The organism is Nocardia sp. NPDC058658 (assembly GCF_042716665.1).
Lineage (GTDB): Bacteria > Actinomycetota > Actinomycetes > Mycobacteriales > Mycobacteriaceae > Nocardia.
Genome location: NZ_JBHXRR010000001.1, coordinates 771,446 through 786,984 on the forward strand (window position 1 = coordinate 771,446; position 15,539 = coordinate 786,984).

10 protein-coding genes and 5 pseudogenes are annotated in these 15,539 nt (G+C 68.0%); 5 read left to right on the forward strand and 10 right to left on the reverse strand.

Annotation, left to right across the window (positions count from 1 at the left end):
- Window positions 1-57: 57 nt before the first annotated feature.
- A pseudogene (locus ACFWUP_RS03570) lies at window positions 58-420 on the forward strand (pyridoxal-phosphate dependent enzyme); the annotation flags it as partial.
- A 109-nt stretch (window positions 421-529) separates the two neighbouring features.
- Complete coding sequence (locus tag ACFWUP_RS03575) at window positions 530-1,000, forward strand: pyridoxal-phosphate dependent enzyme (RefSeq protein ID WP_379230340.1); 471 nt, start codon at window positions 530-532, stop codon at window positions 998-1,000.
- 54 nt (window positions 1,001-1,054) lie between these two features.
- Here ACFWUP_RS03575 and ACFWUP_RS03580 read toward each other — a convergent pair.
- Window positions 1,055-1,866 (reverse strand): annotated as a pseudogene (locus ACFWUP_RS03580) (ISAzo13 family transposase); the annotation flags it as partial.
- A 47-nt stretch (window positions 1,867-1,913) separates the two neighbouring features.
- On the opposite strand from ACFWUP_RS03580, the pseudogene ACFWUP_RS03585 reads away from it, so the two are divergent.
- Both ACFWUP_RS03585 and ACFWUP_RS03590 read left to right on the forward strand, forming a co-directional pair.
- A pseudogene (locus ACFWUP_RS03585) lies at window positions 1,914-2,393 on the forward strand (transposase); the annotation flags it as partial.
- 49 nt (window positions 2,394-2,442) lie between these two features.
- Window positions 2,443-2,826, forward strand: a pseudogene (locus tag ACFWUP_RS03590) (transposase); the annotation flags it as partial.
- 1,403 nt (window positions 2,827-4,229) lie between these two features.
- On the opposite strand, the gene ACFWUP_RS03595 reads toward ACFWUP_RS03590, so the two are convergent.
- From ACFWUP_RS03595 to ACFWUP_RS03610, 4 genes and pseudogenes are all read right to left on the reverse strand, one after another.
- Complete coding sequence (locus ACFWUP_RS03595) at window positions 4,230-5,084, reverse strand: SDR family oxidoreductase (protein WP_379230342.1); 855 nt, start codon at window positions 5,082-5,084, stop codon at window positions 4,230-4,232.
- A 33-nt stretch (window positions 5,085-5,117) separates the two neighbouring features.
- Window positions 5,118-5,948, reverse strand: coding sequence for an FHA domain-containing protein (locus ACFWUP_RS03600; RefSeq protein ID WP_379230343.1), 831 nt, complete (start codon window positions 5,946-5,948; stop codon window positions 5,118-5,120).
- Between the two features lies 1 nt (window position 5,949).
- Window positions 5,950-7,239 carry a VWA domain-containing protein gene (locus ACFWUP_RS03605; RefSeq protein ID WP_379230345.1) on the reverse strand — a complete coding sequence of 430 codons (1,290 nt, stop codon included), beginning with the start codon at window positions 7,237-7,239 and terminating at the stop codon, window positions 5,950-5,952.
- A 57-nt stretch (window positions 7,240-7,296) separates the two neighbouring features.
- Window positions 7,297-7,486, reverse strand: a pseudogene (locus ACFWUP_RS03610) (transposase); the annotation flags it as partial.
- Window positions 7,487-7,527: 41 nt separating this feature from the next.
- On the opposite strand from ACFWUP_RS03610, the gene ACFWUP_RS03615 reads away from it, so the two are divergent.
- Window positions 7,528-8,757, forward strand: coding sequence for an RNA-guided endonuclease InsQ/TnpB family protein (locus ACFWUP_RS03615; protein ID WP_379230947.1), 1,230 nt, complete (start codon window positions 7,528-7,530; stop codon window positions 8,755-8,757).
- On the opposite strand, the gene ACFWUP_RS03620 is transcribed toward ACFWUP_RS03615, so the two are convergent.
- The 5 genes from ACFWUP_RS03620 to ACFWUP_RS03640 are packed head-to-tail and all read right to left on the reverse strand — an operon-like array spanning window position 8,705 to window position 15,531.
- On the reverse strand, window positions 8,705-9,709 hold the full coding sequence (locus ACFWUP_RS03620) for a PP2C family protein-serine/threonine phosphatase (RefSeq protein ID WP_379230347.1): 1,005 nt from the start codon (window positions 9,707-9,709) through the stop codon (window positions 8,705-8,707). The two genes, ACFWUP_RS03615 and ACFWUP_RS03620, sit on opposite strands and share 53 nt — an antisense overlap.
- Window positions 9,706-12,129 (reverse strand): tetratricopeptide repeat protein, encoded by a 2,424-nt coding sequence (locus ACFWUP_RS03625; RefSeq protein WP_379230349.1) that lies wholly within the window; start codon window positions 12,127-12,129, stop codon window positions 9,706-9,708. Before ACFWUP_RS03625 ends, ACFWUP_RS03620 begins: the two co-directional genes overlap by 4 nt.
- Complete coding sequence (locus ACFWUP_RS03630; protein ID WP_379230351.1) at window positions 12,126-13,298, reverse strand: hypothetical protein; 1,173 nt, start codon at window positions 13,296-13,298, stop codon at window positions 12,126-12,128. Before ACFWUP_RS03630 ends, ACFWUP_RS03625 begins: the two co-directional genes overlap by 4 nt.
- Window positions 13,295-14,263, reverse strand: coding sequence for a glutamate ABC transporter substrate-binding protein (locus ACFWUP_RS03635; protein ID WP_379230353.1), 969 nt, complete (start codon window positions 14,261-14,263; stop codon window positions 13,295-13,297). Before ACFWUP_RS03635 ends, ACFWUP_RS03630 begins: the two co-directional genes overlap by 4 nt.
- Window positions 14,260-15,531, reverse strand: a complete 1,272-nt coding sequence (locus ACFWUP_RS03640; protein WP_379230354.1) for a hypothetical protein — start codon at window positions 15,529-15,531, stop codon at window positions 14,260-14,262. The genes ACFWUP_RS03635 and ACFWUP_RS03640 overlap by 4 nt, the downstream gene beginning before the upstream one ends.
- Between the last annotated feature and the right edge of the window lie 8 nt (window positions 15,532-15,539).

Genomic DNA, 15,539 nt, shown 5'->3' on the forward strand with positions numbered 1-15,539 from the left:
AATTCGGCCGGTCAACACGCAGTTCGAGGGCGTCGATCCCGTGGCATCATCGAGGGCGTGACCCCGACTTTCGCTGACATCGAAGCCGCCGCGGCGCGCATCGACGGCCATGTTCGCCCGATCACCGTCGCATCGGCCGGACCAGGGGCGGACCCGCTGTGGTTCGCGTTGGAGTTCTTGCAGTTCACCGGCAGTTTCAAGGCGCGCGGTGCGCAGAATTTCGTGCGCGCGCACGCCGCTGCGGGGACGTTGCCGGACGCCGGTGTGACGATCGCCTCAGGTGGCAATGCCGGGTTGGCGTGCGCGTGGGCGGCGCGGGAGGCGGGGGTGCCCGCGACGGTGTTTCTGCCCGAGACCGCGCCCCCGGTCAAAATCGGTCGACTTCGTGACTACGGCGCGCAGGTGCGACTGATCGGTCCGGAATACAAGCAGGCGTTGGCCGCGTGCCTCGAGTTCGCCGAGACCAGCGGAGCGCTGACTTCCCCACGCCTACGACAATCCGCTCGTCGCCGCGGGCGCGGGCACGCTCATGCGGGAGATCCACGAGCGACGACCCGATCTCGACACGGTGCTCGTCGCGGTCGGCGGCGGTGGGTTGTTCACCGGAACAGCAATCGCCGCACAGCATTTCGGAATTCGCACGGTGGCGGTCGAACCGCAGGGCTGCCGGTCGCTCAACGCCGCGCTGGCAGCCGGGCGCCCGGTAGATGTCACCGTCGACTCCATCGCCTCCGATTCCCTCGGCGCGCCGAACGTGTCGGCGATGGCCCTCGATGCCGCCCAACATCCCAGCGTGCGTTCACTATTGGTCCCCGACGACGCGATCCGCGCAGCCCGTCAGCAACTGTGGGACTCCCACCGGATCGCCGTCGAAAACGGCGCGGCAACCGCCATGGCGGCCCTGCTCGACACCGGTTCGGGCCCGGCATACCAGCCCGAACCCGGCGAACGCGTCTGCGTGATCCTGTGCGGCGCCAACACCGACCCGAGCGACCTCTAGCGCGTCCCACGACGCAGTCGCCGCGATGTTCAGTAGTGAGCCTCGATAGGTACGGCCGCAGGAGCGCCACCAGCGCCGAATCGATTCCACGGCAAATACCGAGGTGTCGTGGTCTGTGCCGACGTTGACCCAGCCGGAGTCGTTGGCCAGGTCGTAGATGCCGAACGGGATCGCCACGTCAACTTCCGGGCCGATGAAAAAGAAGCTGTGGTCCTCGACCTTGACCGGATCGCCTTTGGGACGCCACTGCCGGCCGTAGTTGGGCAGTTGCCCCAGTTGTTCCTTCTTCTTGGCGTCGATGCTGATCACTGGTTGCCCGCCGGTGTGATGCTGTTTGACCTGGTCGTTGATGTATCGGAACTGGATATCCCGATCGGGATGCTGGGTTCCTTCCAGGGTTTTGGCGTTGGCCTGCAGGCTGAAGCCCTGACCTTTCAACAGGCGGCCGACGGTCGGCGCGGACACCGGATGCCCGGTCCGTGTCAGCTCTTCGGCCAAGCTCCGCAGAGACTTGACCGTCCAGCGCAGTGGTGACATCGGATCTCCACGCTCGTCCGGCTCGACCAGCGTCAACAATGCTGCGACCAGGCCAGGATCCAACTCCTCGACCGGCTTGCGGCCGCCGCCTGAAAGCCGAACTCGCCCGTCGGGCAGCGGCTGCTCACCGGCCTCCAGCTCGAAAACACCCTTGCGGACGGTGGTTTCGCTGACTTTGGCGGCTCGGGCCACGGCCCGTACTCCGCCATGCCCCAGTGCCCGAGCGCTTCGCTGGCCAACGCCAGACGCCGCTGCCGCTCGTTCAGATGCGGCAGCAACACCGCGAAACGCTCGGCCAGACCCGCGATGACACCGTCGGCTAACGCCATAGCATGCCGAAATACGTTGAGCTGCAATACAACACGTTATTATCTTACGATCCCACTACGCCGCGAACTTGATGAGTGTGACCCCGAAAGCCATGTGGCCTGCGGTGAAAGCGATGCTGCACTCGGTTTATGACCAACCCGACGCCGAGGCCGTCCACGCTCAGTTCGACCGGCTCCTGGACTACGTCGAAGACAAACTGCCCGACGCGTTCGATCACCTCGATACCGCTCGCGCGGAGATCCTCGCGTTCACCGGGTTCCCGGAAGGGTTGTGGCAACAGATCTGGTCGAACAACCCCAACGAACGACTCAACCGCGAAATCCGCCGCCGCACAGACAGTGTCGGGATCTTCCCCAACCGAGACGCGATCATCCGCCTCGTCGGCGCGGTCCTGGCCGAGCAAACCGACGAATGGGCTGAAGGACGCCGCTACCTCGGCCTGGACATCCTCGCCAAAAGCCGCCTCACGCTGCTCACCGATACCGGAAACGAGGTGAACCAACCCGCCCTCGAACTCAGCGCCTGACCCACCGAACCGAAGGATGCTGCGTTACACCACTACTGGGGACTTGACCCGCCGGGTTACCGCCTGGATCATGACCAACCCCGACAACATCGACTCCGACGATCAAGCGCGCCTCGACGCGATCCTGTCCGTCAGCCCGGAACTGGCATCACTGGTCGTCCACGTTCGCGAGTTCGCCGCGATCATGAGCGAGCGCCGCGGACGAGACCTCGAAAGATGGATGGCCGCAGTCGATTCCGATGACCAACCGGCGCTGCACTCCTTCGTTCGTGGTCTGCGCCGCGACCAAGACGCGGTCACTGCCGGCTTCACGCTGCCCTGGAGCAGCGGAACCGTCGAAGGCCACGTCAACCGCATCAAAATGCTGAAACGGCAGATGTTCGGCCGAGCGAAGCCAGACCTACTGAGGAAGCGAATCTTGTTGAGCGATTGAACAGCCCGGCCGACGGCTCACGAAAATTGGGCCAGATCCCGAAAACCGACCGGTGGCGGTGTTCGGAATTCGGGCCACTTGATGGTCCAGCTTGCCTGGTTGTCGCCCCGCACGGAGGGAGCGTGTCCAAGCACGCGGCGGACGAGTCGGTGACTATTCCCGGGGACGCGCCGCCTGATTTGCAGATTATTATTCGGGCCAGCCCGGGTAGGGCGGTAGAACCTCGGGGGCAGGGACACGCGCTGACGGCTTCTCGATGTACTCGCCGGGGTTCAGCGTGGCGGGGAATTCGGGAGGGAGTTGACATGTTTGCGGGTTGGCCCCTCGCTGGCGATCTGGTGTGACTACATGCTGCGACTGAATCCAATCACCGAAGTAGTCGCGAGTCGGATACCGCGCAGGACCCCAAACTCGGGCGTCAGGTTCGGCTAGTCCACCACCCGATAGGTGGAAAGCCAAATCGAGCCTGCCCGATCGCAACGCTGCATAACGGCCTGTGTAATATTCTCCGGATTTGTTCCCGTACGCCAATCCTGTGCCCCAAACACATACCGTCGCGGTCAAATACCACCGATTGGTGGGCGTCCGTCGGTCGTAGGGTGGTGGGATGATGTGCCGTTCGACATTGATCAAAGAAGCGTATGCCGTACCTCGAATCGTCCAACGGGGGTCGGACGCACGTTCGTCGAACTGCAAAGATAGCGGGCTGAAGAGTTGATGCTCGGAGACCCCCATCCGTTTCCACGCTTCTCGCCACTCCATTTGACCGGTTCCGTTCAGAAACGCGGTCTCGACATAGGATCGAACCTGAATAGCGATTTCTGACCTCAGATCCACTCCCGAGGGCGACGCCCAACGGAAGTTGTACTGGAATCGATCGTCCCATAGGCGCGACGGTCTCGACGCATCACCGGCGAGGCCACTCAGGGCGAGCAGTATGACCACCTGTAGCCCTGCAACAAGCGCACTCACCGTCCGTGTCATTTCGGGGCGTCACCAGGCTCGCGACCGTGTCCGCTATCCCACCGGTCGCGATACTCGGACACCGCCGGGGCGTAATTGCCCACGTTCGTGTTCAGTTCAGGAAGGTTCGTCCCCGCAGGTCTGCCACCTATCACCGGCAGGCGTCCGATCCCTTCGTCAGCGATCCGATCCATCTCGACCGCGACCGCCTGCAAATCAGCTGGCAAAACCTGCATGAATCCCCCATCCCCGAGTCCCCGCCGCACGGACCACATTCGGCGCTCAGTCGCGATGGTAGTGCCGTCGGCGGATGGGTTAGAGGTGCCGTCACAGAGTTCAGTCGGTGTTCATTCCGCTGATTCCCGACCTTGGGTGCGTGCCGGTGACGAGCCCGCTCAGTTGTCGCTCCCGGATCGGGCAAACCTTGGCTCAGCCCGCTGCTAGCGGACCAGTTCGTTCTTGGTGACGTAGCTGGTCATGGCGGAGTTGAGGCCCCGCATGGCGAGGGTGTAGCCGTAGGGGAAATAGCGTTGGCCCCAGTGGGCCAGTTGGATGTCGCGGGAGGTGTAGACCCAGTAACGGTTACGTTCTACGCCCTTGATGACGGCGGTGGCGGCTTGGTCGGGGGTGACGGCGTGGCGCATGAACAGGCCGATTGCCTTGTTCAGGGCGGCGTTGTCGCGGTCGATGCCTGCGATGTCGACGGTGTCGACCATGGGGGTGGACATGGCGCCGGGGCAGACGAGGCTGACGCCGATCTTGTGGCGGCGTAGGTCGAAACGGAGGACTTCGGAGACGCCGCGTAGGCCGAACTTGGTGGCGCTGTAGGGGGCGTGCCACGGGAGGCCGAAGATGCCTGCCGCCGAGGAGACGTTCACCAGGTGACCGCCGCGGCCCGCGGTGATCATCGGGGTGATGAACTCTTCGATGATGTGGATGGGGCCCATCAGGTTGATGTCGACGGTGCGACGCCACTGCTGGGGGGTGAGTTTGTCGACGGTGCCCCACGTGGCGATGCCCGCCACGTTCATGACGATGTCGACGTGGCTGACGGCGTCGAAGGTGTGGGCGGCCAGGCCGACCACGGCGGAATGGTCGCTGACATCGGCCGCGTGCGCGAGATGCACGATGGCGCCCGCCGCGCGCAGTTCCTCTGCGGTGGTGGCGAGGGCGTCGGCGGTGATGTCGGTCAGGACGAGCGACGCCCCTTTCGCGGCGGCCGCGAAGGCGGTGGCGCGGCCGAGGCCGCTGGCGGCGCCGGTGATCAGGCAGGTCTTCCCGTCGAACTTCGTCATGGCCCCGACCCTACGTTTCGTGAACAGGTGCGTCTACGCTTCCGCGCTGATCGCGATGGTGGTCCAGCCGCCGACGTGGATCCGGCTGCCTTCGCGCAGGGCGATCGCTTGCTGCGGCGGGATCGAGGCTTCGGCGCCGTCCAGGCTGGTTCCGTTGGTGGAACCGAGGTCGGTGACGGTGAGCGCGCCGCCCTGATCGACCTGGATCATCGCATGCGCGCGCGAGACGCCGATATCGACGGGGGCGATGCCGAGGTCGATCTCGGGCACGATGCCCTGCGAGGCCGATCGTTTGCCGATCAGGAACCGGTTGCCGTGCAAGATGATTCGGCGTTCGGGACAGAAGTCCGGGAATTCGACACGTTCGGCATCGGGGCCTTTGCGGGCCTGGACGCGCGCGTAGAGCTCGCGGTCGGCGAAGATCCGGGCGACCCACGTCTTGGCGGCGGCGGGTGGTGTGCCCGCGATCAGCGTGGGGTCGAACCCGGGTTGCACACCGGTGCGGGTCGGATCGGTCCCGGCGGTCCTCGGCGGGTCGAACCGCGCGTTCTCCCGGGAGGAGTCGGCAGGTTCGGATTCGGCGCGTGCGGGTCCGGGTCGCGCACCACCCTGTGATGTTTCGGCCCGGTCGGGTCGCGCTCGGAACGTCGCTTCCGGTCGATCTCCTGCCCTGGATCCGGCGGCGGACGGCAGGGCCGAATCGTGCCCGCAGCCTTCACAGAACCGGCCGCTGGTGGGTGCCTGGCAGTTTGGGCACAGGCGCAGCGACGCCGGATCGGGCGCCGGTGCGCCGGTGAGGGCCGACCCGCACACATCGCAGTAGTCGGTCGACCGCGACTCGTGCCCGTCCGCGCATACGAGCATGTCAGCCGCCCTCCGGCCGCACCCTGGCGGTCTTGGTCGAACGGATGTCGAGGGCGAGTTCGTCGGCCGCGGCGACCTGGCCGCGCAGCTTGACGGTGCCGTCGTGTTCGACCTCGACGACCCCGCGCAGCAGTTTGGCGGTGGATTCGTGGCCGGAGGCGGCGGCCAGTTCCACCGCGCGCCGCAGTTTCGCGGTCGCGGTGGTGACATCGCCGTTGCGGCGGGCTGCGAGGCCTTCCTGGACGGCCTGGGCGAGTTCGACCTGGCCGGTGTAGTGGGCGACGCGGGTGCTGATGCGGGTCGACAGGGTCGAATCGGTGGTCCAGACCGCGCGCACGAGGCCCTGGCCGAGCACCTCGTCACCGGCGAGCACGCTCAACCGGGCGGCCAGCTTCTCCCGGCCCGGCGCGGCCGGTTCCAGTTCGATCTGCACGTGGTATTCGCGTTCCTCGGCGGCCCACGACGACAGCGGGTACTCCCCCACCTGCGCGCCCGCGTCGGCCCGGCGGCCGGTCAGGTCCTCGAGCACCGGCGACACCTGCTTGACCATCCGCACCCGCGCACCGGCAGGGGTCCAGACCTTCAGGGTCAGTTCCGGGATCACGCGGGCGGCCGAGGAGCGCATCATCGCGGCGAAGTCGCCTGCCAGGTCCTTCGGATCGGCGACGATGTTCGCGTCACCGGACAGTTTCGAGGCGATCTTGCGCAGTTCCTCGGCGACCCAGTCGTCGCCGACGCCACGGCAGTCGCAGACGAAAAGTCCTTCGGCACGGTCGAGTTCGGTCGCGAGCTGCTGTGGGGTCTCGTGTTCGTTCTTGCCGTCGGTGAGCAGAATCGCGTGCGCCTGCGCGCCGGGGTGCGCGGCGGCGACCTGGCGGGCCAGCGCCAGCCACGAACCCATGGCGGTGCCGCCGTCGGGGCGCAGTTTGTCCAGCGCGCGCTTGGCCGCGCTGCGGTGCGAGCGGTCGGCGGGCGCGGACATGACGTTGTTGGTGGGGTAGATCATCCGGGCCGATTCGGTGCCCTCGATGATGGCGAACGCGGTGCCGTCGGGGATCTCGTCGAGCGCGGTGCGGGTGGCGTTGCGCGCGTTCTCGAATTTGCGCTTGTTGCCCATCGAGCCGGAGCAGTCGATGATCAGGATCTCGAGTCGCGGCGGTGGTGCCGCGACGGCTGCGAGTTCGGGACCTGTAGTCACCGTGAGGACCGCGTCGACCACCGACGCTCCTTCGGCGAGAAACTCGTTCTGGTCGATGGCGATCGAAATACCGGTGGCCTCAGCAGAACTCATTGAGCGACCTCCCGGGAAACCGCCGGCTTCAGCCGTCGGGAGGAGTGGGCATGCCCTTCAAACGTTTTTCTGGTTCTCGACATAGCGTTTCACTACCTCCAGGGTCGGGTCGCCGACAGTGGCAACGAAGTACGAGTTGGTCAACAGGGTGGGCAGCCGAATCTTCAGTTCCGGGCCCTTGGCGTAGAAGTTCAGACGATCGGCCTTTGATCTGCTCGACCAGTCGGTGAATGCCGAACTGGGAGTCGCGGCCCGAGCAGGTGCATACTTTTCCGTGTGGACGAGACCGTGCGCTACACCTACCGATTGCGCCCCGGCGCAACGGCTTCGCACGCGCTGCACACCGAGTGGCATCGCTGCCGATGGCTGTGGAACGAAGCCGTCCACCAGCAGCGGGCCGGACACAAGCCGACACTCGTGCGACTGTCGAAAATGCTGACCCAGGCCCGGTCCCGCATGCTGTGGCTGCGCGAGGGATCGCAGGTGGCCCAGCAGCAGACACTGCGCACCTACGCCCAATCGTTGGATCATTCGTTCACGGTGAAGGGGCAGGGCAAGCCGACGCTCAAGCGCAAGGACCGGGCATTGCCGTCGCTGGAATACACGACCCGAGGATTCTCGGTGCGTGAGGGCCGATTGCGGTTGCCGGGCAAGGTGTCGATCCCCGTGGTGTGGTCGCGACAGTTGCCGTCCGAACCGACCTCGGTGCGTGTCTACCTGGACTCTGTTGGGCACTGGTACGCGTCGTTCGTCGTGCGCCGCCCGGTCGCGCCCGCTCCGCCTGCGTCGGGCGGTATCGGGATCGACTGGGGTGTGAAAACAACCGCGACTGCCACTGACCCGGCGTTCGATCTGCCCTACAGCGGACACCGCAAGCGTTGTGCCGCCGAACTGGCCCGGGCACAACGGAAAATGGCGCGACGGCGACGACCTCGCGGGCAGAAGCCCAGCAACGGTTACCAGTCTGCTCGCCGCCAAGCCGCACGCTTGCACAAGAAGGCCGCCCGGCAGAACACCCACGCTGCCCGTGTGTGGGCCGCGCGAGTTGTCGACCGCCATCACACGATCGCGATCGAGGACTTCACACCGAAGTTTTTGACCCGTTCCACCATGGCGCGGAAAGCGGCTGACGCCGCGATCAGCGTCGCGAAACGTGAACTGATCGAACGGGCTAGGAGGGCGGGCCGGAAAGTCGTTTTGGTTCCACCTGCTTATACGACGATGACCTGCGCGAGCTGTGGTGCGAGAGCCAAGCAGCGGCTTGCGTTGGATGTGCGTATGTTCCGGTGTGAGGCTTGCGGACACACCGCGGACAGAGATCGCAATGCCGCCCAGGTGATCCTGGCGGCCACGGTAGAACTCGACCGTGTCGGTGTTGACGACGTGAGACATTGCTGGCCTCCTTCCGGGGCGGTTAGTGGTGCGGTCCGAGCTGGAAATCCCCCGGCTTCAGCCGGGGGAAGGGTTAAGACACTCCAGGCTCGAGCAGGGCGGGCACCGGTGCGAGCGCGACCGTGATGTTGTCGCTGCCTCCGCTGTTCAAGGCGAAATCGGCCAGGGCGCGTGCCGCGGCCTGCGGTGAGGTTTCGACGGTGAAACCGGCCAGCGCGATCGCCTCGGGCAGGTAGTTCCACATGCCGTCGCTGCACAGCAGCACCGTGCCTGCTTCGGTGGCGGTCATGCGCTGCAGGCAGCGTTCCGACCACGGCGCTTCGCTGCCGTCGGCGCCGAGCCAGCGCATCAGGGTGTGGGCGCGTGGGTCGTTCATGGCGGCGGTTTCGTCCAGGGCGCCCGCGTCGACGAGGGCTTGGGCCCACGAGTCGTCGACGCTGAGCCTGCGCGAGGCGGTGGGATCGGCGGCGGCGAGCCAGAATGCCCGGCTGTCACCGACATTGGCCACGGTGATGTCGGTGCCGACCGGCGTGGTCCGCACGATCGCCGACACGTAGGTACACGAGGGCGCGTATTCGGGTGTGCGCGACATGCCGCGCACCGCGGCGGTGGCCGCGGCCAGGCCTGCCATCACCGCGTCGGAGTCGCAGCGGCCCTCGGCCAGTGCGGCCAGGGTGGCGTCGACACCGGAGCGGGCGGCGTTGCCGGACGCGGCCTGGGGATCCTGGGAGGTGGAGACGCCGTCGCTGACCACGATCACCCGGATGCCGTCGCCCTCGCGGACCGCGGCCGCGACCGCGTCCTCGTTGCGCGAGTGGCTGATGCCGCGATCGGTGAGGACGTACACCGCGCCGAGGTCTTCCTCGAAACGGTCGGGAACGGGCTTGGGGCTACCGCACTTGACGCAGAACCCGCCCTCGTAGCGCCGTTCGCCACAGGTCGAGCACTGCGGCACCGCGACCGGATCGTGCACGGGCAGAGCGACTTTGCGCACCCCGAGTTCACGTCCGCAGCCTTCGCAGAAGCGGAATCCCGCCTGCGCCGATCCCACACAGTCCGCGCAACCCGGCGCGCTCACAGGGTGGTCCTCGGTCGCACCGAGTTCGCCTGGTCCACCAGATCGAATCGGGTCCACATGTCGTCGGCCTCGCGCGCCAGTGTCCGCAAGCATCGTTCCAATCCCGTCCGCACGCCCTGCTCGGTGAATTCCACGTCCAATAGCTTGCCTGGTGTACTCGGTCGCTGTCCCGACCGGATCCAGTTCAGTGCCGCCTCGAGCACGAACATCCGCACCTGCGCGGTGCGGGTGCGCGAGTCCAGTCGCAGTCGGTCGACGCGCTCGCCGGTCTCACGCAGCAGGTTTTCGTCGAGGTCGGCCGGATCTCGCTGTGTGAGGAGGGTTTCGACGGCGGAGACCCTGGCCTCGGTGAACATCGACGAGGTGCGGTCGACCTGGTCGAGCACCGCCACCGCGCCCGTGCGGTCGCCGTTGGTGCGGCGCAGTCGGGCGGCACCGAAGGCGGCGGACAGGTATGTGTGGTCGGTGCGCCACACCGTTTCGTAGAGCGCCAGTGCGCGGCCGACCTCGACAGGGGTGTCAGGGTTCTCGGTGCGAGCGTTGGCGCCGAGTTCCAGTGCCGCCGCCAGGGCGAGTTTGGGGGCGGGTTCACCGGGTAGCGCCGCGTACACGGAGTCGAAATCCGCTGCGGCAGCGGCATAATCGCCGTTCAGCAAGGCTGCCTGGCCGCGATACCAGATCGGTCGCCAGTCGAATTCGAGGTCGGCGTCAAGGGCGGCGAGGCGGGTCAGCGCCGCGGCCGCATCGCCGGCTTCGAGTTCGGCGCGGACCAGGCGCAGCGGGATCTCGACCGACTCGCTCGATCCGGTGACCACCGCGCGCAAGCCGGCGGTGAGTGCCTGCTCGAGTTCGGCGGGGCTGGCGGCGTCGGTGGTCGCCAGCAGGGCGGCGCCGCTGTCGCCGGGGTCGACCAGCGGGGCGGGTAAGCCGGTGACGATCGCGGCGGGTTCGGGAGTGGCGCTGTCGATGCCGAAGACCGCGCGGGCGGGTCCGAACTGGCTCGACATGCCGGGGCGCGGGATGCCGTCGCCGGTGGCCAGTACCTCGCGCAGGACGCCGGTGAGCTGATCGGCCATTTCGCTCGTCGACGCGAAACGGGCCAGCGGATCGGGATCGGTGGACCGCCGCAGGAACCGGTACAGCGAATCGTGTTCGGCCAGTAGCGGTTCGGTGTCGGGGCCGGGCAGCGGGCCGAGTTTGCCGTCGACCGAGGGCACCCGCATCATCAGCACGGCCAGTGTGCGGCCCGCGGTGTAGATCTCGGTGGCCACGGTCGGGCCGGTTTCGGCGATCTCGGGCGCCTGGTAGCCGAGGGTGCCGTAGATCGGGCTGGTGCGATCGTCCATCGCGATGACCGCGCCGAGGTCGATCAGCTCGAGGCGTTCCTCGGTCTGCATCACATTGTCGGGCTTGAAATCGCAGTACGCCCAGCCGCGCGCGTGCAGGTAGCCGAGCGCGGGCAGCATCTCCAGCACGTAGGCGATCGCTTGCGCGGGCGGCAGATGGCGTTGGTGCTCGGCGCGGTAGGCGCGCAGGATCTGCTTGAGCGAGGTGCCGCCGACGTAGGCCATGACGATGTAGCCGACGGGTTCGCCGTCGGCGTCGGCGTGTTCGGTGAAGTTGTGGATCTTGACGATGTTCGGGTGGTCGACCTCGGCGAGGAAACGCCGTTCGGCCAGGGCCGCCGCCAGCGCGTCGGCGTCACCGGTATCGATGAGGCCCTTGAGTACCACCCAGCGCTTGTTGACGGCCCGGTCCGTGGCCAGATAGATCCAGCCGAGGCCGCCGTGGGCGAGCGCGCCCGCCACTTCGTATTGGCCGCCGACGAGATCGCCTGCGCGCAACCGGGGCACGAACGAATAGCGGGTGCCGCAGTTCGGGCAGAACCCGGAGGTGCGGCCGGGCACGCCCGCCTGGCCGCGGCCGACGGGCTTGTCGCATTTGCCGCAGAAGCGGTCGGATTCGGGGACCTGGGGGTCGGCGAGAACGGCCGTGGCCGGGTCGACGCGCGGGACGGGCGGCACTTCGACGAGTCCGGCGCCGAGCCTGCCGCGCGCGGCCGAACGGGCCGAGCCCGACCGGGTGCGCACCGATCGGCCCGACGCGCGTCCGCTGGCGCTGACCGTCGACGCGGACGGGCTGTGCAGCGGGCCCGTCACCGAGGCCGGAGCCGTGCCGCAGGTGTCGCAGTAGCCGTCGATGATCGTGCCGCCGCAATCGGGTTCGCCACAGACACCGGGAACCAGCAGGGGCGCCGGGTGTGCCTGACGATTGCCGCTGCGAGGTTGCGCGGTGGTGCGCCCCGATCGACCGGCCTGGGGCTGCGGTGCCTGCGGCGCGCTCGCGACCGGAGCGGTACCGCACAGCGCGCAGTAGCCGTCTTCGATCGTGCCGCCGCACCCCGGTTCATTACACGTCATGCTGTCCGCCCCGCTTTCTCCCCGATGATCGAACGATAGTCGGCGACCGCGCGGGTGACCGCGGAAAGATCGCACGGTGTGCGGGTGAGCAGCCCGGCCGCGATCCGGTCGGCGGCGAGCACGTCACGGTCCTCGCTCACGCCGAGCCGGGAAGCCTTGGCGCGGTAGGCCGTGAGTCGGCCGCGGAGTTCGGCGCGGCGGTCGAGCAGGCCGCGCGCCAATTCTTCTCGCTGCGTGGCCTTTTCGTTCGCCGCACCGACGCGCACGCGCAGCGCGAGGAGGTGTTCCACCGTCGGGCGGTCAGGCGAATCGCCGAGGGTGTCGAGTTCGGCGCGCAGCCTGGTGGCCGGTTCGCCACCCTCGGGCAGCGCTGCGGTCTCGACCTTGTGTGCGACCTGGGCAGCGGTGTCGTCGGCGCGATGTTGCAGTTGGCCGAGATCGGCCAACTGTGCGCGCAGGGCGGCGACCGCACCGGGTAGGTCGGCGGCGACCGCGAGATGGTCACGGTGGCGGGCGGATTCGGTCTCGATCAGCGCGGTGAGTGAGGCGAGGGCGGTGTCGATCTCGCCCGGCCCGAAGCCGAGCGGGTCGGTGCCCGCGCGGCGCAACAGCGTGGCCAGTGGTTCGGCGGCCGCGTCCAGTGCGCCGCGGGCTTGTTCGACGCGCTGCTGCAACGGACCGAGCGCGCCGAGCACCCGAGCATCGACCGCCGCGACCTCGTCGGCGAACGGGGCGACGAAGGCGAACGCGGCGCGCATCCGGTCCAGGCAGTCGGCGATGCCGACCGTCACGACGGTTTCGCTGGGGCCGGTGAGTCCGCGCTGCGCCAGGGGAATCGGGATCCTGGCCACTTCGTGCGGACGTCCGCGCAGCAGTTCGGTGAGCCTGGCGCGTGCGCGATCGTCGAGTTTGCCGCGCCCCGCACGGACGGACTCTGCCTCGCCGAGGATGGTGCGCACCCGGCCCAGCTCCTCCCAGAGCTCACCGAGCGCCTTCTCCACCGGCACCCAGCGTCGCGCGGTCTCCCCCGTCGGCGGGTAGCGGCGGACCAAGGCGAGGCCGGGATGACGGTCGAGTTCCAGCAGGGTCGTGGTCACCTTCGCCAATTCCGCTGTACGCCCGGTGAGTTCGCGGTCTATGTCGAGCACGCCGAGCATCGGCCAGGTCATCTGGCGTACCCGGGCCGCGGCGGACCCTGCGACGGACCGAGCGTCGACAGGTGCTCGGCGTAGATCCGCTCCCAGGTGCCGTCGATGCGGGTGCGGTCGAGCACGCCGTTGACGAAACGCACCAGCTCGTCGCTGCCACGCGGCACGCCGACCGCGTACGCGCCCGAACCGATCGACTGGCCGACGACTTCGAGGTTGTGGTCCTGAGCCACCAGACCCGCCAGGATCGGCTCGTCGCCGCTGATCGCGTCGACGGTGCCCTGTTGCAGGGCCACCAGGCAGTCGGTCCAGTTGGTCACACCGAGCACCTCCGGCCGCGGCGACAGGTCGAACAGCGGCGCGGCGGCGGTGGTGCCCTTGGCCACGCACACCCGCTTGCCCGCCAGCCCGGCGCCACCGGTGATGCCAGAGCCGCGCGGGGCCGCGATGCGTTGCGACGCACGGTAATACACGCTGGAGAAGTCGACATCGCGGCGACGTTCGCAGGTCGCCGAGAAGGTGCGCACGATCATGTCGACCTTCTTCTCCTGCAGCAGCGGGATGCGGTCGGCGGCGGTGACGGAGCGCAGTTCGATCTTGTCCGGGTCACCGAACAGGTCGCGCGCGATCTCCCTGGCGAGGTCGATGTCGAATCCCTCCAGCCTGCCGGTCGAGGGATTGCGGAACCCGAACATGTAGGTGTTCTGGTCCACGCCGACCCGCAGCCTGCCGTTCGCCACGATCGCGGCCATGGCCGAGCCCGCGGGCATCGCACCCGGACGCGGTTGCGCGCCCGTCGGCGCCAGCGTCGCTTCGGTGTCGCAGCCTCCGGTGCCCTCAGCGCTCGGCGCGGAGGTGATCGGCTCGGCACCGGGCAGCGGAGGTGCGACCGCGCTGGCGGGGATGGTCGACGGTTCGGGTGCGTCACCACAGCCGGCGACCAGCAGCACGGCCGCGGCGAACGCGATCAGCAAGGGGCGCTTCACAAAAACTCCTGTATGCGTGGCCAGAGTCCGCTGATCACCGCGCCTGCCGCGGCCAGCAACAGGAGCAGCGTGCCGAAGGGGCTCAGGGTCAACGCGTTTCCGGCGGCGGCGACACCGTCGCGCAGGTCGTCGCGGGCCTGGCCCAGGTCGTCGCGCAGTTCCTGGTCGAGGCGGGCGAAGCTGGTGGCCGAGCTGTCGGGGCCGGTGCCGATGGCCTGGGTGACCGCGCCGTTGTAGTCGGCCTTCTCGTAGGCCGTGCGCTGGGCGTTGTGGCCGGAACGCCAATTCGTCAGTGCGCGTTCGGCATCGGAGTCGCCGCCACCGGCGGCGATGAGGCGCCCACCCAGGTCGTCGCTGTGGGTTTGGAAGGCCTTCTCCGTGGCGGTGATGTCGCCGCGGGTGATCAGGGCGAGGGTTTCGTCGGTGCGGGCCTGTTGGGCGAGGATGCGGGCGCCTGCCAGGTTCTCCACGCGCGCACCGGCACCGGAGCGACCCGTGTCGAGCAATTGCGCGGCGGTCAGCGTGCCGCCCACGGTCCACAGCAGGGCTACCAGGGCGGCGCCGAACGCAAAGGCCATACCGGTGTTCACCAGGCGGTTGGTCCGCCGCAGCAACACCACCGAGCCGACCGCACAGGCGATCAGGACCAGCAGCAGTCCCACGATGCTCGTCCACGGCCACGCGCCGATGCGCTGCTGGTCTTCGCGCACAGCCGCGAAGCGAGCCTGGCTCAGCTGTTCGGCATTGGGCAGCAGCGAGGTCTGCATCAGATCCGAGGCTTGCCGCAAATACGCCGAGCCGACCGGGAAGCCCTGACGGTGATTGGCGCGCGCGGTTTCGACCAAGCCGGTGTAGGTCGGCAGGTCCGCGGCGATGCGGGCGACGATGGCCCTGGTCTGCGCGTCGGTTGCGCCCGCGGTCGCTTCCGCCAGTGCGGCGGCGGCTTCGGCGAGTGCCTGCTCGTAACTGTCTCGTACCTGCGGTGATTCGATGCCACCGGACAGGAAGGCGGTCGCCGCGCCCGCGTCGGCGGCCGAGAGCGACACATACAGGCTCTGCGCCGCGAAGGCCAGTGGTTCGGTTCGGTCGAGGACCTGTTCGGTGCGCGCGATCTTGGCGTCGAGTTGTTGTCCCACAGTCGATCCGGCGACCACGCAGGCCACCGTGGTCACGACGAGGACCACCCCGATCGCACCTGGTGTCGTCGCGGCGAATCTTCGCAGCCACGTCCCCGCGTCACGGATGGTCGCCGGTAGGCGAGATCCCACACCGTCCT

What these genes read in the sequence shown, in the direction of transcription:
- ACFWUP_RS03600 (WP_379230343.1), bottom strand. Translation starts at nt 5,948, where the DNA reads ATGCTCGTATGCGCGGACGGGCACGAGTCGCGGTCGACCGACTACTGC.
- ACFWUP_RS03630 (WP_379230351.1), bottom strand. Translation starts at nt 13,298, where the DNA reads ATGACCTGGCCGATGCTCGGCGTGCTCGACATAGACCGCGAACTCACC.
- ACFWUP_RS03605 (WP_379230345.1), bottom strand. Translation starts at nt 7,239, where the DNA reads ATGAGTTCTGCTGAGGCCACCGGTATTTCGATCGCCATCGACCAGAAC.
- ACFWUP_RS03575 (WP_379230340.1), top strand. Translation starts at nt 530, where the DNA reads ATGCGGGAGATCCACGAGCGACGACCCGATCTCGACACGGTGCTCGTC.
- ACFWUP_RS03625 (WP_379230349.1), bottom strand. Translation starts at nt 12,129, where the DNA reads ATGACGTGTAATGAACCGGGGTGCGGCGGCACGATCGAAGACGGCTAC.
- ACFWUP_RS03595 (WP_379230342.1), bottom strand. Translation starts at nt 5,084, where the DNA reads ATGACGAAGTTCGACGGGAAGACCTGCCTGATCACCGGCGCCGCCAGC.